Consider the following 26,080-nt stretch of genomic DNA (forward strand, 5'->3'; position numbering starts at 1 on the left):
CAACTGCTCTGTAATGCTCATTGCTTGCCTTTCGGGGAGACATTGGAAAACAAGCTGATCGTCATCGCATAGAGCTTACTTAGGCGATCATCCGGTCGGAATGTACGGATCCAAGGGCGATGTGTGAATGACATCAAATCTATTCTGCGGTGATTGGGACACCCTGGCGTAGAAATCGGCGGTGCATACAATAACCATCGTCAATTTCAGATCGGATGAGTATTCGCTCGAATGTGAATATATCGGCTGCGTCGCAGCAAAAAAGTTGGGTCGGCGACAAGGGACTCTCGAAGGAGCGCGAATATTGCGGCCCGACATCCTGAGACAAGAGAGTGAGAGTTTGGATGAGCTTCCGTGACGGGCTGATAGCTGGGAGAGTGGCTCCCGGCGCCCGTCATGGAGACGACCCATGACACAAGTTTTGGACGCCACCCGGGATCGTTCGGGCGGATATAAGGTGGATGTGAGCCGCGGCGAGCGGATTGGCCGCGTATCCTCGGAATGGTTTTCGCGGCCGGCCGATGAGCGCTACCTGTCTTTGTCGGAGCTATTTGCCGCGGTGCAGATCCGGACCGAGCGCAGCCGGACGAGGACGGTGGACAGCGCGGCTATTCGGGTGGAGGCAAGCCGAGACGATGCCGAACGCCTATCGCTGGTGCTGCCAGGCAAGGACACGCCCATTATCCCGACCCATTGGAGCTTTGGCCAACTCGCGAGCCTCGTTGGCGCCCCGACGGCCTATCTGCGCCAGCTTCCAGCACCGCTCGCCGGGATTAATTTGCAGTACGGCCTGGCGTCCCACCGCGCCGAGCAGGTGAAGACGCTCGAGACCGAGGATGGTCGCATCGAGCTGCGCGCGCTCACCGGCCCGGACTACGGCCGCATCTTCGACCATGAACTCGTCGCCGCCGTGCAGCGTATCGCCGGCAACGGCACCGGCGACACCCGGTGGAAAGTGCCCGGCGTACTTGAATGGTCCACCGGCGTCTACCATCCTCACGTCGACGTCACGAAGGACACTACGACGCTCTATGCCTCCGACCGCGACGTCTTCCTTTTTCTGGTCGACGACCTCAACCCGATCGAGGCTGGGCGGCTCCCGGATGGCTCGCCCGATCTCTATTTCCGCGGCTTCTACTGTTGGAACTCGGAGGTCGGCGCCAAGACGCTCGGCATAGCGAGCTTCTACCTCCGCGCCGTCTGCCAGAACCGCAATCTCTGGGGTGTTGAAGGTTTCGAGGAGATTACCATCCGCCATTCGAAATACGCTGCATCGCGTTTCGCGCACGAGGCCGCACCGGCGCTGGCACGCTTCGCCAACTCCTCGTCAGTGCCCTTCGTCAACGGCATCAAGGCGGCGCGGGAGCGGATCGTCGCCCGCACCGATGAGGACCGCTGCGACTTCCTGCGCAAGCGCGGCTTCTCCAAAGCCGAGGCGGCGAAGATCATTGAGACGGTGCTGGCCGAGGAGGGGCGTAAGCCTGAAAGCGTGTTCGACTTCGTGCAGGGCATCACGGCGGTAGCGCGCGACAAGGCTCATCAGGATGCTCGGCTCGATCTGGAGGCGCGGGCGAAGAAACTGCTCGACCGAGCGGCGTGAGTTTCGGGTGCCGGAGATGCGAACGCAGTCTCCAGCTTCGTTGCTTCGCGTCCTTCTACTTCTTCGTCGTTCCGCGGCGCCGCCTCAAGAGTCAGAGGGCGGCGCTGCGCTTCGTGACGGGTTGGAGGCCGAGAGAGTGGCTTTGGGCCGCCCGTCGCGGAGTACATCCTGATGGCTACCAATGCCAAAAAGATCACCCTGTCGCCCTCGCGCGACATTCCTTTCAACAAGCTCTTGCTCAGCCAGGCGAATGTCCGGCGCGTGAAGGCTGGCATATCGATCGAGGAACTCGCCGAGGACATTGTCCGCCGTGGACTGCTGCAAGGCCTCAGCGTGCGACCGGTCAAAGACGAAGCCGGTGTCGAAACCGGCATGTTCGAGATTCCGGCCGGCGGCCGGCGTTATCGTGCATTGGAGCTGCTAGTGAGGCAAAAGCGGCTCGCCAAGACAGCGCCGGTCCCCTGCGTCGTGCGCGAGGAAGGCATTGCCGAAGAGGACTCTCTGGCGGAAAACGTCCAGCGAGCACCCTTGCACCCCCTCGATCAGTTCCGCGCCTTTCTCGCCCTGCGAGAGAAGGGCCAGTCGGAGGAGGAAATCGCTGCTGCCTTCTTCGTCTCGGTCAGTGTCGTCAAGCAGCGCTTGAAGCTGGCCTCGGTGTCGCCGTCGCTGCTTGAAACCTACGCGGAGGACGGCCTGACACTCGATCAACTCATGGCGTTCACCGTCTCCGGCGACCACGAACGCCAGCAGCAGGTGTTCGAGCGCATGAAGGCTTCCTATGACAAGCAGCCCTATGCCATCCGCCGTATGCTGACCGAGGGCGCGGTGCGTACGTCAGACAAGCGGGTGCAGTTCATCGGCATCGAAGCGTACGGCGATGCCGGAGGCATAGTTATGCGCGACCTGTTCCAGGGGGATGATGGCGGCTGGCTGCAGGACGTCCTGCTGGTAGATCGGCTGGTCGCGGAAAAGCTGGAACGTGAGGCGGAGGCGGTTCTCGTCGAAGGCTGGAAGTGGATCGAGGTCGCGCCCGACTTCGCCTACGGCCACACCTTCGGGCTCCGCCAACTTCGCGGCGAGCCGATGCCGCTTTCGGCCGAGGAGGTGACGACGCGCGAGGCCTTGCAGGCGGAGTTCGATCGTCTGTCCGAGCAATATGACAGCGTGGAGGACCTTCCGGACGAGATCGATCAACGTCTCGCTGAATTGGAGACTGGCCTCGAATCCTTCGAGGCCCGACCAATCGCCTTCGACCCAGCCGATATTGCCCGCGCCGGCGCCTTTATCAGCATCGCTCCTGACGGATGTCTGCGCGTCGAGCGCGGCCATGTGCGTTCTGAAGACGAACTACCGGTCGATACACAGACGGCCGAAGGCGGAAACGAGCATCTCACGGCTGGGGCGATTCATGATGACGACGGCGTCAGGATGGATAGCGAGCCGCTGGCCGAGCCCGAAGATAATGAAGGGCTTTCGCCTATCTCGGACCGGCTCATGACGGAGCTGACGGCACATCGCACGCTTGGCTTGCGCCAGGCGCTAGGCGAACGGCCTGACATCGCCTTCCTCGCAGCGTTGCACGCGCTCGCGCTGAAGATCTTCTACCAATACGGATCAGAAAGCTGCCTGGAACTGGATCTGAAGAGCATTAGCTTCGGCGCCCAAGCTCAAGGGTTGAACGACAGCATCTGTGGTCAGGCGATCCGCGTCCGACACGACGACTGGGCCAAGGCTTTGCCGAAGGAAGCGGCGGACCTGTGGGACGCGCTTCGGGACTGGGATCGCGATCGCCAGACCGCGCTGTTCGCTCACATCGTCAGTCTGTCGGTGAACGCCGTGCATGAAGCGTGGAACCGGCGGCCACGTGCGCTCGCCCATGCCGACCGGCTGGCGCAGGCCGTCGAGCTCGACATGGCGGCGGCCGGCTGGCGGCCGGCTGTGGACAACTTCCTAGGCCGCGTCACGAAGGCCCGCATTCTCCAGGCGGTCACCGAAGCGAAAGGACAGCAGGCTGCTGACCGGTTGATGCATCTGAAGAAGGGCGACATGGCAAGTGAGGCGGAAATGCTGATCGCCGACGCCGGCTGGCTCCCCGAACCGCTGCGCACGCCGGGGCACCGGGAAGCAGAAGTCGAGGAAACGCAAGCGTCGGAACCCGTGGTCGAACCGACGGCGGAGAACGACGGCGAAACGTCCATGGGCGAAGCCGACCGCTTCGCCCAAAATGACGAAGCCGACAAAGCACTTCACACGATCGCGGCTGAATGAGCGGCGGAAATTCCTCATCTGGCCCGCCGGCGACGGCGGGCCTTTCCCTTGGAGGCGCACCGTGCCGCAAAACCAGCATGATCTTGCGCGCCGTCTCGGGCAGCAGGCAGAGGCGGTATGTCGCCACTATCTCTCAAACGGCCGACGCCAGGGCAACTATTGGCAGATCGGCGACGCCCAAAACACGCCAGGGCGTTCGATGTACGTGCGGCTGAACGACTCTCCCAAAGGCCCGGCCGGCAAATGGACCGACGCTGCCACGGGAGAGCACGGCGACTTGCTGGATGTTATCCGGGAGAGCTGCGGTCTGATCGACTTTCGCGATGTCGCTGCGGAAGCCCGCACCTTCCTAAGCTTGCCGCGTTCCGAACAGCAGCCGACAGCACCGATGTGGACCAAGACCCTCGCACCTTCCGGTTCCGCGGAGGCCGCGCGGCGACTGATTTCCATGTCGCAACCGATTTCTAGGACGCTCGTGGAGACGTATTTGCGTGCACGCGGCATAACAGCTCTGCACAAGACCGGATGTCTGCGGTTTCATCCGCATTGTTATTACCGTCCCGACGATAACGGCCCGACCGAGACCTGGCCGGCGATGATTGCAGCCGTCACCGACCTCACTGGCAAGCTTACTGGCGCACACCGTACCTGGCTCGATCCCCAGGGTTTCAGCGAGGCCCATCTCGGCCGCGCTCCGGTAGATACTCCCAGGCGGGCCATGGGCGAACTACTTGGGCACGCGGTCCGCTTCGGTGTCGGCTGCGATGTGGTGGTGGCCGGTGAAGGCATCGAGACAATGCTCTCGCAACGCTCGGCGCTGCCGACAATGCCGGCGATCGCAGCCTTATCGGCGGCTCATCTGTCAGCAATACAGTTCCCCTGCGCCCTGCGGCGACTTTATATCGCCCGCGACAAAGATCCGGCGGGAGATGGGGCCGTGGCGACCCTTGTCATACGCGCCAACTCGGCGGGGATCGAGGCGAAGGTGCTGACGCCGCGACTTGGTGACTTCAACGAGGACCTGCGGCTGCTTGGTCTCGATGCCCTAAGAGCGATCTTGCGCCCTCAAATCGCCCCCCATGATGTCGCCCGCTTCATGGCCCTGACGGGGTGACCGGAAAGAGGAGGAGACGGGCAGGTCGCTGTCGGGCGATCCATGTGTGCATGGTGATCCTCCCCGCAAAAAACCGCCCCAAGGCCTTCCAGAGGGCGATCGGGCCGCGACCGGCCCGGACTGACAATGGCTGCGCTCCGGCTATTTTCCGGCGGCCCGTTCCACCCCACGCGGTAGCCGCGTGAGGAAGCGGGCCTTTCCATCGCGAAACAAAATAACCAGGCTGTCGCCATCCTCCACTGCCGTTGCGGCCCTGCGCTGGCGCTGCGGGTGCAAGTCCAGGCCGCCCGCCGCCTTCGTCGCCATGAAGGCCGCGATGGCGCGGCCGTTACGGAGAAGGAAAACCACCATGGACGACCACGATGACACCGCCTTCAAACCATCGCATACGTCATCTCCGACTGACCACGTCCTCCAGGAACTCCAGCTCTACGGTCACCGTCCCTTCGACGACGAACCCGATCCACGCCCGCTTCCCGAAGGCCACGCTATCGCGGCCAGCATATCCGACATCTTCGACGCCCTGGTGGTAGCGCTGGCCGACACACGGCTTGAACCCGACCTTGAGGAACTCCTGTGGGGCGCGGTCAACCTGTTCCACCGCGCAACGCATCGGATCGAACGCGAGCTCGACGACAACGAACTCGCTCAGCAGCGCCTGCAACGGGAACAAGATGGATCCGAGGTCAAGTCCGTCGAACTCGAAAGGCTGATCGCGCAAGGTCAGACGCTGCTCGAACGCCGTAGCGCATTTGAACTGATGCGCGACCAGGCCGCCGAACACTTCGAGCGCCATACCCTTTCGATATGGCGGCCTCGTTCGGGCTCCAGGGTCAATCATCGGAACCTCACCGCGGCAATGATCGACAGTCGTGACTTTCTTGCCGCGAAGAAGCACGCAGACAGCCAGGCACTCTTGCCTCCCGGCCCGAAGGTCGCCCTTACTGGCGGGCTCGATTTCAATGACCACCGCCTCATCTGGACGAAACTCGACCAGGTGCATGCCAAACATCCGGATATGGTTCTGCTCCATGGCGGATCGCCCCGCGGTGCGGAGTTGATCGCATCCAAATGGGCATACAATCGCAAGGTGCCACAAATCGCCTTCAAACCCGACTGGACAAGGCACGCCAAGGCCGCCCCCTTCAGACGCAATGACGCCATCCTCGACACGATGCCAATCGGTGTCGTCCATTTTCCAGGCACGGGCATCCAGGACAACCTCGTCGACAAGGCGCGCGGGCTCGGCATCCCGGTCATGAAATTGGGCGCCTCATGAGGCGTCGCCTCCTGCCAACGGCAAAGGAGCGGTCCCTTTCCGACCGGTCGCCCTAGACAACGTCCGGCGATGGTCCTTCCCGGTATGGCTGCCCCGAATGCAAGGTCGTGAGCTTGGATTTCGTCTCGCCGGCTCCTGTTTGGAAGTGGGGATCGCTTTCCTCGTTCATGGCGCGATTCCTTGCTCCGGGCCGAGGGCCTGATGCCATCAACCCGTAAAGGGTCGGACTACGCAAAGCGTGCCGCCGTTTCGACTTCGCCTCCACGGTGATTGCGGCCTTCGGCCGGACACATGGGGCGCCTGTCACGCGGGGAGCGATCCCCGCCTCCTAACAGGAGCCGGAAGATGTCTCTCGCACAAGCCAACGCCTTTGCCTTCAGCCTTGCCACCAGCCTCATGGTCAGCATCGTCATCTTCCGCGCCGGCGACGGCACGCTCGCGGTCATGCCAGTTGCCGAATACGACGGTGATGACTCGGAGATCGTCCGTGAAATCGACCCGTACGCGGGATGAAGCCATGCCACTTGCTAGGAATGTGGCGGTTGCGGCTCTCTGCTCATGTCCAGCCTGCCGATATTTTCAACAACTTTGATATTGCAGGATCGCTGTTCGCAGCAATGCCGCCTCGCTCCATGGCGGCTCACCGCCAACCGCAAAGAACGATGTTAGAGTTCGCCAGGGTGACATAAGTCTCGATATGGCGCCCTTCGCCGGGGGCTGTCGGTCCCGCATCCCGCCTGGCGGCGGCGCTATACTGATGCTCCTACGGCCGCCCTTTTGAACCGGTCTCAGGGCCACGAACTTTCTCCAGCACCGAAATGGCTCGGTCCCACTGGCGGGCATTTCGATCCTTCCGCTTTGTACGCCCTTGTTTGGTTTGAAAAGAGGACGCTGGCAGCTTGCGCGCGCCGGAAGGGCGAGGGCAGGTGAGGAAGAGGACAACGACGAGGCAGAGTGTCAAGTGAGCGGTCGGTCGGCCAACCTTGTCGAGGAACCGACTGCTCGGAAGGGCCGGTGCAGTTCGCACAGACGAAGTCTAGGACAGCGGCGGCGAGCCTCGACAGCCCACCGGGTAGAATTCGACTGGCCGCAGGGCTAACGGCCAGAGCGCCGGGAGGGACGCAGACGTCCTGGTTGAACGGGCCGCCTTCGGTTGAGTGCCGGCACTTTTCACCCCGGGTCTGCTTGCCCTAGAGTGAGGATCGTCAGTCCGGAGCCTTTCATGTGCAATGATTATGAACAACACGTCGCTTGGGCTGAATATTGCCGGATGATGGCGTCGTTGGCGCTTAAAATCTCGACACGTCAATCCGACCTCGATTTGCCACAGGCGGATGATATCCGCATCAATGATCCCGCACCCGTAGTGCGCGCCGCAGGCGACACTATGGAATTGGCCTCGATGACGTTCGGATTTCCGCCGAGCGGTCCAAAGGGCGGGCCTGTGTTCAATTTCCGTTCTGAAGGGCGGCAATTCGGCAATAGCAAACGCTGCCTGATTCCGGCGTCAGCGTTCTTCGAATTCACTGGCACGAAATATCCGAAGGCGAAGCATAGGTTCACGCTCAACGGCTCGCGATTCATGGCCATTGCCGGGCTGTGGCGCAATAAGCCGCCCACGTTCACGATGCTGACGACCGACCCCGGACCGGATATCGCGCCTTACCACAATCGCCAGGTCGTGGTGCTTCGGCCTGAGAATTGGGCGGCCTGGATTAATTTGACGAAGCCGGAGGCGGAGCTTTTGCGGCCGCTTCCGGCGGGATCGCTCTCGGCGGAAACCGTGCGTCCAGAAAGCTCGTGATGCTCGGTCCGGTGGTGGCGTCTACTCCATGTCTGGAACATCGCCGCTCACGAATAGTGTCGTAGGTGGACCATAATCGCCAAGCGCCGGGTCTGCATCGCGGCTCCATGCGATGACTCCTACATGTTGCCATGCTAGCGCCTTGGCCGTTCTCACAGCGCGATCCTCGCTCTGCTGGTCAGTCGGGCCATAGGCCGTGAATAATTCTCCGTCCTCGGCGCGGTCGAACGCGACGACAACGATGAGCTTTGGCTTCTTCTGGGAGGGGTCGGACATTCAGTGCGCCTTGTCCGAATGGAGATGCATTTCGATCTTGTTGAGCGCTTTGGTTAGGACGTCCACCGCCTGGAGATTGATGGCGAAGTCGAACGTACCTTGCGCCGTATGAAATATCAGAACACCGACCTTGGCTTCATCGTCGACCAATATGCCCATCCCAATGCCTGTCGGCATGTACGGCGGTTTATCTAGCATGGTCTTTCTCCTTCAAAGGTACCGGTCGCCATCGCCGCGGTGGGCCAGGCAGAACCAGTGCGATGTTTGTCGCGGCCGGGCGAACCCGAATGGTGCGCCATTGCCTGGCCGGCGTGCTCACAAACATGGTTTTCGATATGCCCGCGATCCCGCGGCGCTACCGTCACGCCTTCGGCAAGCCTGATTGGTTCGTCCCTCATCAATCTACCAATTCAAGGAAAGCTAGTTTTCCGGCACGGCGTCGGCTGGCCAGTCGGCACAGCACGCGGCGATTTCGGCTTTGTTTGCATCCAAACGCTCGCTGCGCGGTCCTCGTCCGCGGTGTTGGCTCGCTGCTTTCCAGGAACTGGCGTCATCCCAACCCTCCAGCGCAAACATACCATCGGCAGCCCGCTGGGCAGAAATTCCCGTCGCGACAAAAAAAGCGTCCGCAGCGCTGATGCCGCGCTGCTGTTCTGCCGGCGAGGCGCCTTTTATTTCCAAGCGGAGCTTCATAGCTCCCCTCCTGTGCCTATTTGGCCAACAGTGAACAAAATGAGAACAAAGAGTCAAGAGCCCCTTGACTGGCGAGGAATATGTTCCTCATTTCCCGATATGCCCGAGCAACCCGAACGATGGCACAAAGGCGCGCCGTGGACCCTCATGCATGCTCACAACGCCGGTCAGGTTGTGCTTATTCGCTGTCGGCACTGCAATATCAAGCGGTACTTCAAGCCCGCCGAGCTGAGAGAGATCTATGGCAACGTGCCGGTCGAAGCGCTGCGAGGGAAGATGACATGCCAGAAGTGCCGCATGAGCGAAAGCATTGACGCAGAATTGCTCCACCTCGTCGGTGAGGAGGCGGTCAAAGTTCGCTTTCGGCGCTTGGTTGGAATCAAATTCGTGCGCCGCGTGGTCTGGCGAGATGAATAGGCACTCGCGTGAGAACGTTAGATTTGAGTGCTCACATCTGCAACATCGTGCGAGGCATTCCAATTTCGCCGCGGTTTTTCGGGCGATGGCAATCAACTCCAAGCCTCGGTTTCAGTGCAGACGAGCGTTGGCGTCGAGCGGCATGTCTAAGCCGGGCACCAGTTAGCATAGTCGTTAGAGCCGCGACCGCCCCGCGACGTCTGGGAGGTCGCCGAAATCAATCGCTCCCGTGACTTTGCCATGTTGAACAGGTTTGGTGCTGCACAAGCTCAAGCCGTGGCAAAACGACCTCGACCACCTGTGACGTCTGTGGCCGGATAGGGTAGGTGCCCAGGACCGCCAACTCTCCTGGATAAAGTCCTGTCGCGGCGAGCACACCGATAGCGGTCTCTTCGACTGGTGTTTCTGGTCCGAAGAACGGCTTCGCCTCGGTCGCCTGTGACGCAACGGCACGTCGCGACTTTCTTCCCCTGCCGGCTGCGCCGTCATTCCTCGCGCAACAACAAAGTCGCTTCCGTACCGTCCTCCGCTTCGCTTCGGCCCTGGTGCGCCGGCGATCGCCTTCCGCCTTGCGACCACCATCGAGACCGCAATGGTGCGGCTCGAAGCAGACAGGATCAAGGAGAACTACCATGGCTACCATCGGCACCTTCAAGAAGTCCGGCAACAACGAGTTCACTGGAGAAATCGTCACCCTCAGCGTCCAGGCCCGCGGCGTCCGCATCGTCCCCGAAACCCGCGCCAACGGCGAAAACGCCCCCAGCCACCGCGTCTTTGTCGGCCGCGCCGATATCGGCGCCGCCTGGTCCAAGCAGTCCAACGAAGGCCGCGACTATCTGGGGCTCAAGCTCGACGATCCAAGCTTCACCGCCCCGATCTTCGCCAACCTCTTCAATGACGAGGACGGTGAGGGCTACAGCCTGATCTGGTCCCGCCCGAGCCGCCGCAACGCAGAATAGGGACGCCGATCAGAAGTTCCGCCCGGACCATCCGGGCGGAACCTCACCTGACGAAAGCTGCTGAGGCCCAAGGCGGCGATGCCGAGATAGCATCGTGTGATGCTCGCAAAGCGGCCTCCGTGGCCACCGTGACATCTGTAAGAGTTGTTTTTTCGCCTCGCCGTGGGGAACACAATATGATTGAGCCCTTTGACGACACCGCGCCAACGGGGGAAGAACTCACCGACTATGATCGCCGCCACATCAAGCTCTACATGCGCTTGTTTGACGCCGACGCCGACGGCGCCGATTGGCGGGAGGTAGCCAAGATCCTCTTCGGGATCGATCCGAAAGAGGAGCCGCGGCGGGCCCGACAGGTTCATGACAGCCATCTGGCGCGGGCGCGCTGGATGACACGAACTGGCTACCGTCAGCTCCTGCGCAAGACCGACACCTAGCGAACATTGTCGCCCGGTGATGCCGAAGAAGCATCACCCGATGCCCATCCGTGGTCTTCCGCCAATCGCAATCACCCGGAATCGATTCGGGCGCACTTGCAGCCTGATGAGAACGCACGATGAAGCCGGATACGTCACGTTGGCGGGATAACACCAGCTACGACTTCTTCGACAGCTTACCAGTCGAAGGATTGGCCTGGGAATGCCTGCGCCGTTGGAATTCATATCAGCGCCTCTACGCCGCGCTCGCCCGTTCGGGAGCGGAGACGCAACCTTTTCCGACGGAAGCGCAGAAACGTTGGGGGTTGCGATTTCGCCGCCCGTCCCGACCTGTCCGCGTTGATGCAGGACGTTCTGTGGTCGCCTCTTGCCGACCCCGCGGTGCTGGCCCTCGTGCCGTCCCCCGATTTCCTGTCATCCGACCCTCCCACGGCGCTCGCCGGGATCAGTGCTCGCCACGACAGTCCGCAGGGGTCGCACGCTATCCATGACAGCGGGATCGCAACGCAACTCCTTCTCTTTCCGGGTAGCGCCGCGAGTTGTTCCCGCGCGGCCTTGATACCGCTGGATTCCGAGACCTTAGGCCGGGTCGAGGCTCTGGTCCGTTTCTGGCGCGGCCATAACAGTCGGCCCGTGCCGCCCGATACCCGAATGACTGTTCAGCAGAGGCGCCGCCTGCGCTTGATGATGCGGGCCGCCGACGGTCGCACGAACGGCGCCAGCTATCGTGAAATCGCGACCGCTTTCTATGGGGCGGGGCGTGTGGTCTCCAATCCCTGGAAAACCTCGTCGCTTCGCAACACCGTCATCGGTCTCGCCAAGGGCGGAACAGCGATGATCGCCGGCGGCTATCTGCAATTGCTGCGCCATCGGAAGCGCTCCTAGCTCCGGGGTGGCAATATTGCACCCCCCCATCTTCCTCATCCCCTGCGAAGCCATTTCCGCCACAGTGGTCGCTGCCCGCCGCTGAGCATCAGCGGTTCTCAAAACCCCCTGGGAGGCTCGATACATGCGACCAGATCTAGCCGTTTTGCCGCCGCGCTTTCTACGCACCAAGGAAGCTGCCGAGTTCCTCAGCCTGTCGTCCCGCACGCTCGAGAAACACCGTACCTACGGCACTGGTCCTGGCTATCGCAAACTCGGCGGCCGTGTCGTCTACGCCGTGGACGATCTCCAGGCTTGGGCAGAGCGTGGCGCCGTTACCTCGACTTCGGACCCGCGCGGCTCAGTCCTTCCGGCCAAGCGCCATCCAGCAGCGGCTCCAACGCCGGCCGGACGGTATGGGCGTTGAACTGACCCCGCGCGAAGGCGCAGCGGGTCCACCGCGCCGGCATCACTTCAGTAACTCCATCACCGCGGTTGCTTCCCCGCGAAATCAGGAGACAAGCAATGGGCACTGTCGTTGACTTCCGTTCAGGCCGATCGGTGATCGGCGCGATGGGCGATGACGGCTTGACCCACGTCGAATTGACGTGGGTCGAAAAGAAGATCGAGTACTGGATCCGCTTCGGTTCGGTCGCCCAGGAGAAGATTCTCGACCGCCACCGGCGCGTTGTCTCGTTTCGCCCACGCACTGTCTTTGCCTTCGTTCGCTGGGCCGCGAACGACTTCGGCACGATCATTTCCCGCGTCGATATCGTGCGCGTTGTCGCTGAGGGCGAAGCACACCAGACGCTGCCTTTCGTGCGACCCGGCGGCGACATCCTGCTCAGGTCTGACGGCTGGCCCAAGGTGGAGCGGGTGTTGCAGATGATCGACCGGATCGAGCAACTCGGCATCGATCCGGAAGCGGTCTCGGCTGATCATTGGCGGCATGTCCACAACCGATTGACGGCGGGACAGGAGCCACGCGCCTATACGTTGGATATTCACCGCGCCCACTTGCTCCGGCGGCGGGTCCAGCCATGACGCGGCACGCGATCGTCCTCGCGACGGCACTGGCGATCACGGCCATGCTCTGTCCCGCGTTCACCGAGGTGTCGCCGAGGTTCATCTGGAATGCTTCAGCCAGCACGCCAATTGGCCTGTACCTGATCGACGGCGGCGTGCCGTTTTCGGCGAACGATCTCGTTGCCGTCGAGCCGCCCGAACCGCTCGCAACATTGCTTGCCGACCGCGGCTATCTGCCAAAGCGCGTGCCGCTCATCAAGCACATCCTTGCGGTTTCAGGCCAAACCGTGTGCCGCAAAGAGCTGGTCATTTCAGTTAGTGGCACTGACGTCGGTACCGCGCTCAAACACGATCGCAACGGTCGCGACCTGCCGGATTGGCAGGGCTGCCGGCGCATTCCCGCCGGCGCCGTTTTCCTGATGAACAGCCACGTCCGCGACAGCTTCGACGGACGCTACTTCGGCTTCCTTACCACAGATCACATCATCGGCCGCGCCGTTCCGCTGTGGACGGACGAGCAGGGCGGCGGCCACTTCCAATGGCGTGCGACAGCGCGGTGAGCGCGCCACCGGCGGCGTCCTCCGTGCCGTCTGATCGTCACCGCAGACATCAAAGACAGGAGACAGGAAATGCCACAGATCGGTGAGTTCATAAGCCATCAGACCGGGTATTCGGGACGAATCCGCACGCTCAGTCTCAACCTCGAGATTGCGATCGTCGCGGCCGAAGCGAACGAGACAGACAATGCGCCCGACTACCTTGTGCAAGCTGGCGGCGAAGACTGCATCGCGATCGGCGCCGGTTGGAAACACTCCAGCGAAAAGGCGGGAGAGTTCGTATCACTGCAGATAGACGACCCGACTTTCGCGCAGCCGATCCGCGCCTATCTGTTCCAAAACGGCGCCGACAAAAAGTCCTGGTCTTTGCAGTGGTCGCGTCTGCGTGACCGCGTGGAGAAGGACTAGGCGATGTTGGCGCGCCGCCGGCCGACGAGCCAGTTGGGAACGCCCGCGTTGCCTCGCGCTACACGACGTTCAGCTGTGTTTGTACTTGCCGGGCTCTGCTTCACATGCGTCGTTCCCGCGACTGCACCGGCGCAGTGCCCATTAGGCACGCCGACGGCGCGCGGTCTCTACGACACCCACATAGCGGAGGCGGCGCGCCGCTTCCGCCTTCCGCCGGGCTGGATCCGCGCCGTCCTTGGCGCCGAGAGCGCCGGCGAACAACCGGCCACATCGCGCAAGGGTGCCATGGGTCTGATGCAGATTGTGCCCGATACCTGGTCCGACCTGCGCGCGCGTTATCGACTTGGCCCCGATCCCTATGATCCGCACGACAATATCATCGCGGGCTCGGCCTATATCCGCGAGCTGGTTGATCGCTACGGATCGCCCGGCTGGATTGCTGCCTATAATGCCGGCCCGGGACGCTACGAGGCGTCGCTGCAGGGCAGGCGGCTGCCTCGGGAGACCAGCGCTTACGTCGCCGTCGTCGCATCCGCCATACTCAACGACGGTGCACCGAAAGCTCTCAGTCCGGCATCCCCAGCACAGCACGGCTGGAGGTACGCTTCGCTCTTCGCCGCGCAGGCAATAAGCAAGCCGGAGGATGGTTCGATGCAGTTGAGGCGTTTCCGCGATGATCCTTCAAAGGCCATGCCGACGGAAGGATTGGCCGACGCTACGCCGCCATCGACCGGTCTGTTCGCACCGCAAGTGAGGGAAAGGTCCGCTCCATGAGCGTCATCAACGCGCTTCGCACCATTTCGTGCTCCAGCGGGCCATGGCGTACGGAGGGGGGAGATGCAGGCAACACGACCGAGGGATGGCTAGATAAAAGCCCGCACATTGTGTGCCGGCCGGTCGGTTGGTTTTTGAGGATTTTCAGGCGCCATGCGCACATTGCAGCAATTCCGCGCAATGTGCGTCGCACGCCCAAGACATTGTATCGGCATCTTCTTTTCCACGTTGCGGGATAGGAACATGGCCGATGAGCACGAGCTTCGCCTTCGACCCGGGCGCATTCGTTCCAACCGCGATCAGGCTTTGCGGCCGTTCATCGCACAGGCACTGGCGGCGGCGAAAAAAGCCGGCGGAAGCATCTCCCGCACCGGTCAAATCAGCCCCGGTAACCGATCGCGCTTCGGCCGGGGCCAGGTCGCCAACATCCGGGCCAACCGCCTGCTGACCAGCCGATCTCGCGTCACTGTCATCAAAACCCGTGTCGTTCGTCACTCCGCGGGTGCTGTGCCGCTGACCGCACACCTCTCCTACCTGCAACGTGAGGGTGTCACCCGTGAAGGGCAAAAGGCCCGCATGTTCGGCCCGGGAACGGACGATGCGGACGTCAAGGTGTTCGCCGAGCGCTGCGGGAGCGATCGACACCATTTCCGCTTCATCGTCTCGCCAGAGGACGCTCCGGAGATGTCGGATCTCAGATCCTTCACGCGCGACCTCATGGGGCAGATGGAGAAAGATATCGGCACGAAGCTCGATTGGGTCGCGGCGGACCACTGGAACACCGACAACCCCCATATCCACGTCATCCTGCGTGGACGCACAGATGACGGGCAGGATCTCGTCATCTCACGCGACTACATCAAGGAAGGGATGCGAGCCCGAGCCGCCGATCTTGTTACCCAGGAACTCGGGCCCCGCGCCGATCTCGACGTCCGCCGCAATCTGCAGCGGCAGATCGAAGCAGAACGCTGGACCCAGCTTGACCGTCAGCTGGTCCGTGACATGTCGCGCACCGGCGTCATCGATCTTGCCGCAAGTGCCCATAGGCGGCCCGACGAGTATCACGTGCATAAGGTCGGTCGCCTGCGCAAGCTCGAAGCCCTCGGTCTTGCCGATCAGGTTGCTCCAGGCCAATGGGTGATCGACGATAGGGCCGAGCCTACCCTGCGGGAGCTCGGCGAGCGTGGCGACATCATAAAGCGAATGCATCGCGCGTTGACCGAACAAGGGATCGAGCGCGGTTCGAGCAGTTATGTCTTGGCCGCCGAAAGCCTCGATACGCCCATTGTCGGGCGGTTGCTTGATCGCGGTCTCGACGACGAACTGACCGGCACTGCCTATGCCGTAGTCGACGCTGTCGACGGACGCACGCATCACATCAGACTGGGCGGTCTCGAGGCAACTGGCGACGGCCCGCCAGGGTCGGTCGTCGAATTGCGCCGCTTCGAAGATGCGGGCGGCCGGCGTCGTGTCGCGCTCGCCGTTCGCTCCGATCTTGGTGTGCATGAGCAGATCACGGCAGCGGGAGCGACCTGGCTCGACCGGCAGGCCATCGCGCGCGCGCCTGCCGCCTTGAGCATCGGTGGCTTCGGTGCCGAGGTTCGTCAAGCTATGGAACAGCGGGCCGATCATCTGATCAGCGAAGGCCTTGCGCAGCGTATAGGTGGGCGGGTTGTTTTCACCAGCAACCTGATCGAGACGCTACGGCGCCGCGAACTCGAACGGGTTGGTGAGAGGCTCGCGGCCGAGGCTGGGCGGCCCTTCAACCGTGCCGCCAGCGGCGACCATGTCGCCGGAATATACCGCCAGCGCTTCGCGCTCGCCTCTGGTCGCTTTGCCATGCTCGACGACGGCCTCGGCTTCCAGCTGGTGCCTTGGTCACCCTCGCTCGAAAACCATCTTGGCCGGCATGTCTCCGGTGTCGCCCGCAGTGACGGCGGCATTGACTGGAGCTTTGCTCGCAAACGCGGGCTCGGTCTCTGACAACACGAGAGAGGACCTCCATGTCCGCGACGAAGATACTCTGGGGCCAGATACTCAGTATCTTCCTGATCGTCCTGGTGACGATCTGGATGGCGACGCAATGGACGGCATGGCGCCTTGGCTTCCAGGCGCAGTTAGGCCCGCCTTGGTTTGAGCTCGCCGGCTTGCCCGTCTACTATCCGCCAGCGCTATTCTGGTGGTGGTATTTTTACGACGCCTACGCCCCGGACATCTTCGTGGAAGGCGGATTGATCGCGGTGTCCGGCGGCTTCCTGTCGATCATTGTTGCGATCGGCATGTCTGTGTGGCGTGCACGCGAAGCCAAGAACGTCCAGACCTATGGGTCGGCGCGATGGGCCGAAAGGAGGGAGGTGGAGGCTGCCGGGTTGCTCGGCGCCGAAGGTGTCGTGCTCGGGCGCCACGATCGCCACTACCTGCGCCATGACGGGCCCGAGCATGTGCTGTGCTTCGCTCCGACCCGGTCTGGCAAGGGGGTCGGCCTGGTGGTGCCTTCGCTGCTAACCTGGCCAGGCTCGGCGATCGTCCACGACATCAAGGGTGAGAACTGGCAGCTCACCGCCGGCTTTCGCGCTCTGCATGGTCGCGTGCTGCTCTTTGATCCGACCAATTCAAGATCGTCGGCGTACAATCCACTGCTGGAAGTCCGTCGCGGCGAATGGGAGGTTCGCGACGTCCAGAACATCGCCGACATTCTCGTCGACCCGGAAGGAAGCCTGGAAAAGCGCAATCACTGGGAAAAGACCAGTCACGCGCTGCTGGTGGGTGCGATCCTCCACGTCCTCTATGCCGAGAAGGACAAGACGCTGGCCGGCGTTGCCGCCTTCCTCTCCGATCCAAGGCGGCCGATCGAGTCGACGCTTTCAGCAATGATGAAAACCGCGCATCTCAGCGAAACCGGCCCGCACCCGGTCATCGCCAGTGCTGCGCGCGAACTGCTCAACAAATCCGACAACGAACGCTCGGGCGTGCTGTCCACCGCAATGTCCTTCCTCGGCCTCTATCGCGATCCCGTCGTCGCCGAGGTGACGCGGCGCTGCGACTGGCGGATCGCCGACATCGTCGGCGGCAAACGGCCGGCGACGCTCTACCTGGTCGTGCCACCGTCCGACATCAATCGGACCAAACCACTCATTCGCCTTATCCTCAATCAGATCGGGCGTCGGCTAACCGAGGACCTGCACACAAAGACCAGCCGCCACCGATTGCTGCTTATGCTGGATGAGTTTCCAGCGCTCGGCCGTCTCGACTTCTTCGAGTCCGCCTTGGCCTTCATGGCTGGCTATCGGCTAAAGAGCTTCCTGATCGCGCAGTCGCTGAACCAGATCGAAAAGGCTTACGGGCCAAACAATTCGATGCTCGACAATTGTCATGTGCGCGTGAGCTTTGCCTCAAACGATGAAAGGACTGCCAAACGTGTGTCCGACGCGCTCGGTACGGCAACCGAGATGCGGGCAATGAAGAACTATGCCGGCCACCGGCTGTCGCCCTGGCTCGGACATCTCATGGTGTCGCGGCAAGAGACAGCTCGTCAGTTGCTCACCCCTGGCGAGGTCATGCAGCTTCCACCAAGCGACGAGATCGTGATGGTAGCGGGTGTGCCGCCGATCCGGGCGAAGAAGGCGCGCTACTATGAGGATGTTCGCTTCCAGGAGCGCGTCCTGCCGCCACCTGAACTGGTCCGTCAAGAAGGGGGGCAACTTGATGATTGGAGCCTGCTGCCGGTCCTGGCCGGCCACGAGGCCGCCGCTCCCCCAGGCTCGCCGCCACAGGACGATGAAGATCCGACTGGATCAGAGCAGCGCCAACAACCCGAACTCAATCGCGCGCCGCCAGTCGAGAAGACGGCCTCGATCGAGAACGAGTTCGAGATCGAGATCGAGATCGATGATGGCGACGATGACGCTGTCGGCAATCGACGCCTTGCCCGCCTTGTAGAGGGTGTGGCGCGGCAGGTTTCCCTGGACCCCGACGATGGCATGGAGTTGTAGCCGCCATGACCGGCCGCAAGAAGAAAGTGCAGATCTCCGTCTATCTCGATCCGCCCGTCATGACGATGCTTCAGGACTATGCGGCGCGACGCGATCAATCCCAGTCCATGATAGCCGAAGCCGCGATCGCTTCGTTCCTCTCGCCCGATGCGGATGAGCGTCGCGAGGCCGCGATCGCCAAGCGCCTGGATCAGGTCGATCGGCGTCTGGCCAGGCAGGAGCGCGATATAGGCATCGCGGTTGAGACCTTGGCCGTGTTCGTCCGCTTCTGGTTGGCGACCACACCGGCCTTGCCGGAGCCAGCGGCACAGGCGGCGCGTGCCAAGGCGGCTGAACGCTACGAAGCCTTCGTCACCGCCCTGGGCCGGCGGCTGGCGAAGGGGCCGAAGCTACGGCAGGAAATTTCGGAGGATATCAATCCGATCGACGAGGGCGGAATACGATAAGGCCGATGGCGATCTTCGCCATGGTGATGGCGATGATTGGCAGTGCGACGATAGCGATGCGGGCCGATGACGATGATGATCAGCAGACCATGGTCAATTTGCGTCGGCGAGAAGACTTGCGCGCTTGCCTATAGCCAATCTGACTGACTCGACAACCTGCTCGGGAAAGCCAGGCTGCAATGAGGAGATCACGATCTCGGCCTGCTTCTCCACGTTTCCAGCAATGTCCTCGAAAATTCCGCGTATGACAGGTGTACCCACGCCGGCAATGTCGGCGGTCTGCATGAAGTGGCGGGGCATGATCTCATGGACCGAATAATGCCGGCTCGTGCCGACCGACATCGCCAACTTGAATTTTCTTCGAGGGATCTGTCCGGCATCAAAGCTGGGCTGTGCCGTCAGTACGTCATAGAGGGGCGTCATACGGAACCGCCCGCCAGGGCTCAGAAAGATACTGAAATTCTTGGCGTGGCCATCGGTAGCGCCAATCAGCCAGAACAAAACGCTGGCGCGCATGAAGACGGTGATGTCTTCCTCGGGCGTGTCACTGCCCCTCAAAAGCGCGACAATCTCAGGGATGCCGGGGCCGCCTTCGGATTGATACTTGCGTGTGGGCGGCACCGACAGCGCCTGACAGATGTCCTCTTGCGGCAGGCGCAAAAGGCGGCCATCGCGAGCCCACAGCCGGTCGAAACGCTCGACGATCAGGGTGGGGCGCCCCCCGAAATCAGCGATCTCTGCCTGAGCGGCGGGAACGCCGAAGGCCTGGAGCAGCTTGAGGCACAGATACTCGTTCTCAACACTATGGGAGAGGTCGATACCGTTCGGCAACTGGCCGATCTGTGGTTTCAGAATATGGGTGGTCGCAGCCGTTCCGATCGGCTTGAACCAGCCCCCATCCTTGCGCAGCAGCGCGGTTTTTTCCTGGGCGCCCGCAATCGAGATGCGGAAATCCTCGTCCTCGCCGAGACCGAGAGGAGCAGTGGCAAGGTTTTTAATTATCCCGGCGATGTCCTCGTTGGAGACTGGCTTGCCGTTGATGCTGCCTGGAATGCCGGGATCGATGCCGTCAGGCAGGAACTGTAGCGCGCCGACGCAATCATGCCCGACCGCGGCGAGCATGCTGTAGGCGTCCGTGCCATCAGCGCCGACGCGTTCGGCAACACGCTTGCGGATGGCGTCATTGTCGGGAAGCAGGTTGTCGAAAACGTTGATCACAGGCGCGCCGATATAGCGATCTTCCCGCAAAGGAAGCGAGAGTGAGACCGGGAAGGTGCCGCGCCAGTCCAGCCATTCGCGGGCGTATTGGAAGTCTATCGCGCCCGTGGATGCTCTGCGCAAAACGCCCACCAGGCGCCCGTTCAGCAAGACATTCAGTGGCGTGTGGGCCGATCGCCGCGCCATCAGAACAGGTCCTCGACGTCAGCGGAGCTGCCTTTGCTGCGCGTGCGAATGACGAGCTCAAGGCCGAGGGCGGAGAGTGCCGCCATCACTGTACGAAGCTGCACAGCCGGCTCTCCGGCTTCAAGGCGCGATACCGTGCCCTGGCGCAAGTGGATCTGATCGCCAAGCGCCCCTTGCGTGAGGCCGGCCTGCTTGCGGGCACGACGCAGGATGGCTGCGAGTTGTTTTTCGTTGCGGGCGATCTGATCGGTCATGGCGGCCTCCAGGCGTTAGCATACGGGCTCGCGTATATTCGGTCAATATACGCGGTCACGTATATTTTTAGAATATACGCGGTCACGTATAAAAAAATGATATACGCAATCGCGTATGAACGCCCGGCAACGATGTTCACAGTTAAGCCAGGTCCAACAGCCTTCCGAGTTCGCGCATCGATCGCGGAGCGTCCTCGCATCGAAGCCAGGCGCCAGCGGCGCCGCCGTTCTCCTGTATTTGTACGCCACGCCACTACGGCTCAACATACTTGTTGAAGCGATCCAGAATCCGGCTCTTTTAATCATCCCCGACAGGGGCGTCTGAGTTGTCCCTGCCGAAAAACCGGGGACACCGATGGCGGCATCGCATCACAATATGGAAGGACGCGCGCGCACCTCGCGTATGCTCCGGACAGCGCTCGGAACCGCCATCACCCGGTTACTGGACGATGCCGTCATCGTCGAAGTGATGCTGAACCCGGATGGCCGCATCTGGGTGGACCGGCTCTCCGAAGGTCTTGCCGATACGGGAGAGGTGCTGTCGGCCGCCGATGGCGAGCGCATCGTCCGCCTTGTCGCCCATCATGTCGGCGCGGAGGTGCATGCGCGCTCGCCGCGCGTTTCGGCCGAGTTGCCGGATACCGGCGAACGCTTCGAAGGGCTTCTTCCGCCGGTCGTTGCCGCGCCGGCCTTCGCAATACGCAAACCCGCCGTCGCGGTCTTTACGCTCGAAGATTACGTCACTGCAGACATCATGACCGCCGAGCAGGCCGACGCGCTTCGCAGCGCCGTCAGTGCTCGCGCAAACATCCTTGTCGCCGGCGGCACATCCACCGGCAAGACGACCCTCACCAATGCCCTGCTCGCCGAGGTCGCGAAGGGAGCCGATCGCGTCGTCATCATCGAGGACACACGCGAGTTGCAGTGCGCCGCGCAGAATCTGGTCGCCATGCGGACCAAGGATGGTGTCGCCACGCTCGCGGACCTGGTTCGCTCCTCGCTGCGTTTGCGGCCGGACCGCATTCCCATCGGCGAAGTGCGCGGCGCAGAGGCCCTCGACCTCCTGAAGGCCTGGGGCACCGGACATCCTGGCGGCATTGGCACCATCCACGCCGGCTCGGGCATCGGGGCATTGCTCCGTCTCGAGCAACTCATCCAGGAAGCCGTCGTCACTGTCCCGCGCGCCCTCATCGCGGAAACCATTGATCTCATCGCCGTTCTGTCCGGGCGCGGACCCGCGCGGCGGCTGACAGAACTTATGCGCGTCGACGGGCTTGGGCCTGACGGCGACTACCGCACCTCCCAAACCAACCAGAACAGTCCAGGAGACAGCTCATGATCCGCATCCTTTCGCGTGGCTACAGGCGCTTGGCCGCTGGCGCCACGACCCTTGCCACCACCCTCATGCTCGCCCAGGTCGCTCATGCCGCCGGCTCGTCGATGCCGTGGGAGCAACCGCTTGAGAAGATCCTTCAGTCGATTGAGGGCCCGGTCTCCAAGATCATTGCCGTCATCATCATCATCGTAACGGGGCTAACGCTTGCCTTCGGCGACACCTCGGGTGGATTCAGGCGGCTGATCCAGATCGTCTTTGGCCTGTCGATCGCCTTTGCGGCATCCAGCTTCTTCCTGTCGTTTTTTTCCTTCGGCGGCGGGGCGCTGATCTGATGGCGGCCGCTTTCGAACAGGTCGGCGCTGTGCCAGGGTTTACGGTCCACGTTCACAGGGCACTGACCGAGCATATTCTGCTCGGCGGCGCACCCCGCTCGATCGCAATCCTGAACGGCACACTGGCAGGCGCGGTTGGCCTGGGCCTTCGCCTCTGGCTGGTCGGTCTCATCATCTGGGCAGTTGGACACTTCACCGCTGTATGGGCCGCAAGGCGCGATCCGCTCTTTTTCGAAGTGGGTCGAAGGCATCTGCGCCTTCCCGCTCATCTGCCGGTGTGAGGTCCTGTCATGATGAACCTTTCCGAATATCGTCGCACCGCCAACCGTCTTGCCGACTACCTGCCCTGGGCCGCGCTTGTCGCGCCCGGCGTGGTGCTCAACAAGGATGGAAGCTTTCAGCGCTCCGCAACGTTTCGCGGGCCCGATCTCGATTCCGCGGTCGCGGCCGAGTTGGTCGCGGTGGCCTCGCGTATCAACAACGCCTTTCGTCGCCTTGGCTCGGGATGGAGCATCTTCGTCGAGGCGCAGCGGCATCAGGCGGCGACCTATCCCGAAAGCCAGTTTCCTGACCCGGCCTCAGCCCTCGTCGACGCCGAGCGCAAGGCCGAGTTCGAAGAGGAAGGCGTTCACTTCATCTCGAGCTACTTCCTCACCTTCCTCTATCTGCCGCCGGTCGAGGATGTCGCGCGCGCCGAGACATGGCTTTACGAGGGGCGCGAACAGTCGGGCGTTGATCCCAATGAGATTCAGCGCGCCTTTGTCGACCGCACGGATCGCGTGCTTTCCCTGCTCGACGGTTTCATGCCGGAATGCCGGTGGCTCGACGATAGCGAGACCCTGACCTACCTGTATTCGGCTGTCTCGACGAAGCGCCATCGTGTGCGCGTCCCCGAGACGCCGATCTATCTCGATGCGCTGCTGGCCGATCAGCCGCTGACCGGTGGGCTGGCGCCGCGTCTTGGGGATCAGCATCTTCGCGTGCTCACCATTGTTGGCTTTCCAACAGCAACCACGCCCGGCCTTCTCGATGACCTCAACCGGCTCGCATTTGGCTACCGCTGGTCGACGCGTGCGATCCTTCTCGACAAGGTCGACGCTGCCAAGCTGCTGACGAAGATCCGTCGGCAATGGTTCGCCAAGCGTAAGTCGGTCGCGGCCATCCTGAAGGAGGTCATGACGAACGAGGCGTCCGTGCTCATGGACACGGACGCCGCCAACAAGGCGGCCGACGCCGACATGGCTTTGCAGGAGCTCGGCGCGGATATGACGGGCATGGCTTATGTCACCGCGACCATCGCGGTCTGGGATGCCGATCCGCGTCTTGCCGATGAAAAACTGCGTCTTGTCGAAAAGGTCATCCAGGGACGCGATTTCACCGCGATGGTCGAGACCGTCAATGCCGTCGATGCCTGGCTCGGTTCATTGCCCGGACATGCCTACGCCAACGTCCGCCAGCCACCCATCTCGACACTCAATCTCGCCCACATGATCCCCCTCTCTGCCGTGTGGGCGGGGCCGGAACGGGACGAGCACCTCGGTAGTCCCCCCTTGCTTTACGGCAAGACCGAGGGCGCGACCCCGTTCCGGTTGTCCTTGCATGTCGGCGACGTCGGCCACACGCTTGTTGTCGGGCCTACCGGAGCTGGCAAGTCCGTGCTGCTCGCGCTGATGGCCCTGCAGTTCCGCCGCTACGCGCGCAGTCAAGTCTTTGCCTTCGACTTCGGCGGCTCGATCCGCGCCGCCGCACTGGCAATGGGAGGCGACTGGCACGATCTTGGCGGAAGCCTAACCGAAGGCGCCGATACCTCCGTCTCGCTCCAGCCACTCGCCCGCATACATGACACTTACGAGCGCGCCTGGGCCGCCGACTGGGTCGTGGCAATCCTGGCGCGCGAAGGCATCCCGATCAACCCGGACGCCAAGGAGCATATCTGGGCCGCTCTGACGTCGCTCGCCTCGGCGCCGGTGGAGGAGCGCACCATCACCGGCCTGAGCGTCTTGCTGCAGGCCAACGATCTGAAGCAGGCTCTCCGGTCCTACTGCATCGGTGGCCCGTACGGGCGGTTGCTTGATGCCGAGGCCGAGCACCTTGGCACGGCGTCCGTGCAGGTGTTCGAAATCGAGGGTCTTGTTGGGACTGGAGCCGCACCGGCGGTTCTCTCCTACCTGTTCCATCGCATCGGTGACCGGCTCGATGGACGACCGACGCTGCTCATTATCGACGAGGGCTGGCTTGCCCTTGATGATGAGAGTTTTGCCGGGCAATTGCGCGAATGGCTGAAGACCCTGCGCAAGAAGAATGCCAGCGTCGTCTTTGCCACGCAGTCGCTGTCCGACATTCACAATTCGGGCATCGCACCAGCGATCATCGAGAGCTGTCCAACCCGGCTGCTGTTGCCGAACGAACGCGCAACCGAACCACAGATCACCGCGATCTATCGTCGCTTCGGCCTCAACGACCGCCAGATAGAGATTTTGGCGCGCGCCACACCGAAGCGCGACTACTACTGCCAGTCTCGACGCGGCAACCGCCTCTTTGAGCTCGGCCTGTCCGAGATCGCCCTGGCGCTTTGCGCTGCATCCTCGAAGACCGATCAGGCTCTGATCGCCAGCATCGTCGCCGGACATGGCCGCGCCGGCTTCCTCCCTGCCTGGCTGCGCGCGCGAAACGCCAGTTGGGCGGCTGACCTCGTTCCCAACGTTTCGACATTCACCTCCCAACCCGAACAGGAGCATCAAACATGAATGCCCATCGCTTTCGCTCGCGCGCGCTTGCCCTGGCCGCGGCCATGTTCACCGCGCCGCTCGCGGTGTTGCCCGCAGCTGTCAGGCCAGCATACGCGTTGATCGTGTTTGATCCGTCGAATTATGCGCAGAATGTCCTGACGGCGGCGCGATCGCTTCAGCAGGTGACCAATCAGATCACCTCACTTCAGAACGAAGCACAGATGCTGATCAACCAGGCCCGCAATCTCGCGAGCCTGCCTTTCTCCTCGCTGCAGCAGTTGCAGCAATCGGTGCAGCGGACGCAGCAACTGCTCGGCCAGGCGCAGAACATCGCCTTCGATGTCCAGCAGGTCGACAGGATCTTCCAGCAGCAATACCGCAGCATCTCGCTATCCGCGTCCGATCAGCAACTCGTCACGGATGCGCGCTCGCGCTGGCAGAATACGGTTGGCGGCCTGCAGGACGCCATGCGCGTGCAAGCGGGCGTCGTTGGAAACATCGACACCAATCGCACGCAAATGTCGGCGCTTGTCGGCGCCAGCCAATCAGCCACCGGCGCGCTGCAGGCGACACAAGCCGGTAACCAGCTTCTCGCGCTTCAGGCGCAGCAGCTTGCCGATCTCACGGCGGTTGTCGCCGCGAACGGTCGCGCCCAGGCAATGACCGAGGCTGAACGTGCCGCCGCCGCCGAACAGGGGCGCGAGCAGCGCCGCCGGTTCCTGAACCCGGGCTCCGGGTACCAGGCCGGCAATGCCGCGATGTTCAACCAGTGAGGCTCACCGCCATGGATGGCAAGTCACTCGCTCGCCTCGCCGCTGTCATCTTCCTCGCGATCGCCGTCACGGCGGCCGCGGTCGAGTTGGCCCGAAAGGAGGAAAAGTCGGTTAGGGCCGCTCCCGAGGCGCCGGCCACTTTGTCGCCAAACCCGCTCCGCGAAGGTCTTCGCCGCTGCCAGATCCTCGGTGGGGCTGCTTTGCGCGACGGCGGCTGCTTGCGCTTGTGGGCGCAGCAGCGCGACCGGTTCCTCGGTCTCAAGTCGCCATTTGCGCGTCCAACGCCAGAGACCGCCGCACCGCAATTGCCAGATGCGGCGTCGCAGGGGGCGCGATAA

Annotated in this window: 31 protein-coding genes; 24 read left to right on the forward strand and 7 right to left on the reverse strand. The window is 62.5% G+C overall.

The genetic code is table 11. The features are described 5' to 3' along the window. The first annotated feature begins 409 nt into the window (after positions 1-409). The 3 genes from EN804_RS31515 (at position 410) to EN804_RS31525 (ending at position 4,982) form a co-directional block, all read left to right on the forward strand. A complete protein-coding gene (locus EN804_RS31515; protein ID WP_135867596.1) occupies positions 410-1,600 on the forward strand; it encodes a DUF932 domain-containing protein in 1,191 nt (396 codons plus the stop codon). A gap of 171 nt (positions 1,601-1,771) precedes the next feature. Beyond that, on the forward strand, positions 1,772-3,868 hold the full coding sequence (locus EN804_RS31520) for a ParB/RepB/Spo0J family partition protein (RefSeq protein ID WP_127278662.1): 2,097 nt from the start codon (positions 1,772-1,774) through the stop codon (positions 3,866-3,868). Positions 3,869-3,929: 61 nt separating this feature from the next. After that, positions 3,930-4,982, forward strand: a complete 1,053-nt coding sequence (locus EN804_RS31525) for a toprim domain-containing protein (protein ID WP_245464389.1) — start codon at positions 3,930-3,932, stop codon at positions 4,980-4,982. Positions 4,983-5,123: 141 nt separating this feature from the next. Here the strand turns inward: EN804_RS31525 and EN804_RS31530 are convergent, their stop codons facing one another. Further along, entirely contained in the window at positions 5,124-5,333 is a 210-nt protein-coding gene (locus tag EN804_RS31530) for a hypothetical protein (protein WP_135867599.1), read from the reverse strand. On the opposite strand from EN804_RS31530, the gene EN804_RS31535 reads away from it, so the two are divergent. The 3 genes from EN804_RS31535 to EN804_RS31540 all read left to right on the forward strand — a co-directional run bounded on the left by EN804_RS31535 (position 5,332) and on the right by EN804_RS31540 (position 8,065). Then, complete coding sequence (locus EN804_RS31535) at positions 5,332-6,261, forward strand: DUF2493 domain-containing protein (protein ID WP_135922042.1); 930 nt, start codon at positions 5,332-5,334, stop codon at positions 6,259-6,261. The genes EN804_RS31530 and EN804_RS31535 overlap by 2 nt on opposite strands. A 345-nt stretch (positions 6,262-6,606) precedes the next feature. Next, on the forward strand, positions 6,607-6,774 hold the full coding sequence (locus tag EN804_RS37435) for a hypothetical protein (protein WP_181167519.1): 168 nt from the start codon (positions 6,607-6,609) through the stop codon (positions 6,772-6,774). 709 nt (positions 6,775-7,483) lie between these two features. Further along, positions 7,484-8,065, forward strand: a complete 582-nt coding sequence (locus EN804_RS31540) for an SOS response-associated peptidase (protein ID WP_135922043.1) — start codon at positions 7,484-7,486, stop codon at positions 8,063-8,065. Positions 8,066-8,086: 21 nt separating this feature from the next. Here EN804_RS31540 and EN804_RS31545 read toward each other — a convergent pair whose 3' ends face one another. The 4 genes from EN804_RS31545 to EN804_RS31560 all read right to left on the reverse strand — a co-directional run bounded on the left by EN804_RS31545 (position 8,087) and on the right by EN804_RS31560 (position 9,553). Beyond that, positions 8,087-8,341 carry a hypothetical protein gene (locus EN804_RS31545; protein ID WP_127277136.1) on the reverse strand — a complete coding sequence of 85 codons (255 nt, stop codon included), beginning with the start codon at positions 8,339-8,341 and terminating at the stop codon, positions 8,087-8,089. Next, a complete protein-coding gene (locus EN804_RS31550; RefSeq protein ID WP_135922044.1) occupies positions 8,342-8,539 on the reverse strand; it encodes a hypothetical protein in 198 nt (65 codons plus the stop codon). 222 nt (positions 8,540-8,761) lie between these two features. Then, positions 8,762-9,034, reverse strand: coding sequence for a hypothetical protein (locus tag EN804_RS31555; RefSeq protein WP_127277140.1), 273 nt, complete (start codon positions 9,032-9,034; stop codon positions 8,762-8,764). 87 nt (positions 9,035-9,121) lie between these two features. Then, positions 9,122-9,553 carry a hypothetical protein gene (locus tag EN804_RS31560; RefSeq protein WP_127277142.1) on the reverse strand — a complete coding sequence of 144 codons (432 nt, stop codon included), beginning with the start codon at positions 9,551-9,553 and terminating at the stop codon, positions 9,122-9,124. 530 nt (positions 9,554-10,083) lie between these two features. On the opposite strand from EN804_RS31560, the gene EN804_RS31570 reads away from it, so the two are divergent. The 12 genes from EN804_RS31570 (at position 10,084) to EN804_RS31625 (ending at position 18,914) form a co-directional block, all read left to right on the forward strand. Further along, the gene (locus EN804_RS31570; protein WP_127277146.1) at positions 10,084-10,410 is read left to right on the forward strand and encodes a DUF736 domain-containing protein; all 327 of its coding nucleotides are present in this window, start codon (positions 10,084-10,086) and stop codon (positions 10,408-10,410) included. A gap of 176 nt (positions 10,411-10,586) precedes the next feature. Then, on the forward strand, positions 10,587-10,847 hold the full coding sequence (locus EN804_RS31575) for a DUF2285 domain-containing protein (RefSeq protein WP_135922046.1): 261 nt from the start codon (positions 10,587-10,589) through the stop codon (positions 10,845-10,847). Between the two features lie 119 nt (positions 10,848-10,966). After that, complete coding sequence (locus EN804_RS38285) at positions 10,967-11,338, forward strand: DUF6499 domain-containing protein (protein ID WP_245464304.1); 372 nt, start codon at positions 10,967-10,969, stop codon at positions 11,336-11,338. Next, on the forward strand, positions 11,241-11,732 hold the full coding sequence (locus tag EN804_RS31585; RefSeq protein WP_348629805.1) for a DUF2285 domain-containing protein: 492 nt from the start codon (positions 11,241-11,243) through the stop codon (positions 11,730-11,732). The genes EN804_RS38285 and EN804_RS31585 overlap by 98 nt, the downstream gene beginning before the upstream one ends. Positions 11,733-11,856: 124 nt before the next feature. Continuing rightward, positions 11,857-12,138, forward strand: a complete 282-nt coding sequence (locus tag EN804_RS31590; RefSeq protein ID WP_127277152.1) for a helix-turn-helix domain-containing protein — start codon at positions 11,857-11,859, stop codon at positions 12,136-12,138. Between the two features lie 146 nt (positions 12,139-12,284). Further along, on the forward strand, positions 12,285-12,755 hold the full coding sequence (locus EN804_RS31595; protein ID WP_245458500.1) for a DUF2840 domain-containing protein: 471 nt from the start codon (positions 12,285-12,287) through the stop codon (positions 12,753-12,755). Then, positions 12,752-13,297, forward strand: a complete 546-nt coding sequence (locus EN804_RS31600) for a S26 family signal peptidase (protein ID WP_127277156.1) — start codon at positions 12,752-12,754, stop codon at positions 13,295-13,297. The genes EN804_RS31595 and EN804_RS31600 overlap by 4 nt, the downstream gene beginning before the upstream one ends. A 69-nt stretch (positions 13,298-13,366) precedes the next feature. Continuing rightward, positions 13,367-13,702 (forward strand): DUF736 domain-containing protein, encoded by a 336-nt coding sequence (locus tag EN804_RS31605; RefSeq protein ID WP_127277158.1) that lies wholly within the window; start codon positions 13,367-13,369, stop codon positions 13,700-13,702. A gap of 3 nt (positions 13,703-13,705) precedes the next feature. Next, positions 13,706-14,476, forward strand: a complete 771-nt coding sequence (locus EN804_RS31610) for a lytic transglycosylase domain-containing protein (RefSeq protein ID WP_127277160.1) — start codon at positions 13,706-13,708, stop codon at positions 14,474-14,476. A 243-nt stretch (positions 14,477-14,719) separates the two neighbouring features. Then, the gene (locus EN804_RS31615; protein ID WP_135922047.1) at positions 14,720-16,459 is read left to right on the forward strand and encodes a VirD2 family relaxase/mobilization nuclease; all 1,740 of its coding nucleotides are present in this window, start codon (positions 14,720-14,722) and stop codon (positions 16,457-16,459) included. A 20-nt stretch (positions 16,460-16,479) separates the two neighbouring features. Continuing rightward, positions 16,480-18,468, forward strand: coding sequence for a conjugal transfer protein TraG (locus EN804_RS31620; RefSeq protein WP_135922048.1), 1,989 nt, complete (start codon positions 16,480-16,482; stop codon positions 18,466-18,468). 5 nt (positions 18,469-18,473) lie between these two features. After that, positions 18,474-18,914 (forward strand): CopG family transcriptional regulator, encoded by a 441-nt coding sequence (locus tag EN804_RS31625; protein ID WP_127277166.1) that lies wholly within the window; start codon positions 18,474-18,476, stop codon positions 18,912-18,914. A 93-nt stretch (positions 18,915-19,007) separates the two neighbouring features. On the opposite strand, the gene EN804_RS31630 is transcribed toward EN804_RS31625, so the two are convergent. Both EN804_RS31630 and EN804_RS31635 read right to left on the reverse strand, forming a co-directional pair. Next, the gene (locus EN804_RS31630) at positions 19,008-20,318 is read right to left on the reverse strand and encodes a type II toxin-antitoxin system HipA family toxin (RefSeq protein ID WP_135922049.1); all 1,311 of its coding nucleotides are present in this window, start codon (positions 20,316-20,318) and stop codon (positions 19,008-19,010) included. Next, a complete protein-coding gene (locus EN804_RS31635; RefSeq protein WP_127277171.1) occupies positions 20,318-20,572 on the reverse strand; it encodes a helix-turn-helix domain-containing protein in 255 nt (84 codons plus the stop codon). Before EN804_RS31635 ends, EN804_RS31630 begins: the two co-directional genes overlap by 1 nt. Before the next feature lie 355 nt (positions 20,573-20,927). Between EN804_RS31635 and trbB the strand changes: the two genes are divergently transcribed. The 6 genes from trbB to trbK-alt are packed head-to-tail and all read left to right on the forward strand — an operon-like array spanning position 20,928 to position 26,080. Beyond that, positions 20,928-21,911, forward strand: coding sequence for a P-type conjugative transfer ATPase TrbB (trbB, locus tag EN804_RS31640; RefSeq protein WP_135867609.1), 984 nt, complete (start codon positions 20,928-20,930; stop codon positions 21,909-21,911). Beyond that, positions 21,908-22,240, forward strand: coding sequence for a TrbC/VirB2 family protein (locus tag EN804_RS31645; protein WP_135867610.1), 333 nt, complete (start codon positions 21,908-21,910; stop codon positions 22,238-22,240). The genes trbB and EN804_RS31645 overlap by 4 nt, the downstream gene beginning before the upstream one ends. Then, positions 22,240-22,521, forward strand: a complete 282-nt coding sequence (locus EN804_RS31650; protein ID WP_127281203.1) for a VirB3 family type IV secretion system protein — start codon at positions 22,240-22,242, stop codon at positions 22,519-22,521. The genes EN804_RS31645 and EN804_RS31650 overlap by 1 nt, the downstream gene beginning before the upstream one ends. Before the next feature lie 9 nt (positions 22,522-22,530). Further along, a complete protein-coding gene (gene trbE, locus EN804_RS31655) occupies positions 22,531-24,987 on the forward strand; it encodes a conjugal transfer protein TrbE (RefSeq protein WP_135922050.1) in 2,457 nt (818 codons plus the stop codon). Continuing rightward, on the forward strand, positions 24,984-25,742 hold the full coding sequence (gene trbJ / locus EN804_RS31660) for a P-type conjugative transfer protein TrbJ (RefSeq protein ID WP_135922051.1): 759 nt from the start codon (positions 24,984-24,986) through the stop codon (positions 25,740-25,742). Before trbE ends, trbJ begins: the two co-directional genes overlap by 4 nt. Positions 25,743-25,753: 11 nt before the next feature. Next, positions 25,754-26,080 (forward strand): putative entry exclusion protein TrbK-alt, encoded by a 327-nt coding sequence (trbK-alt, locus tag EN804_RS31665; RefSeq protein ID WP_135867612.1) that lies wholly within the window; start codon positions 25,754-25,756, stop codon positions 26,078-26,080.

This window comes from Mesorhizobium sp. M8A.F.Ca.ET.161.01.1.1 (assembly GCF_004792105.1).
Classification (GTDB): domain Bacteria; phylum Pseudomonadota; class Alphaproteobacteria; order Rhizobiales; family Rhizobiaceae; genus Mesorhizobium.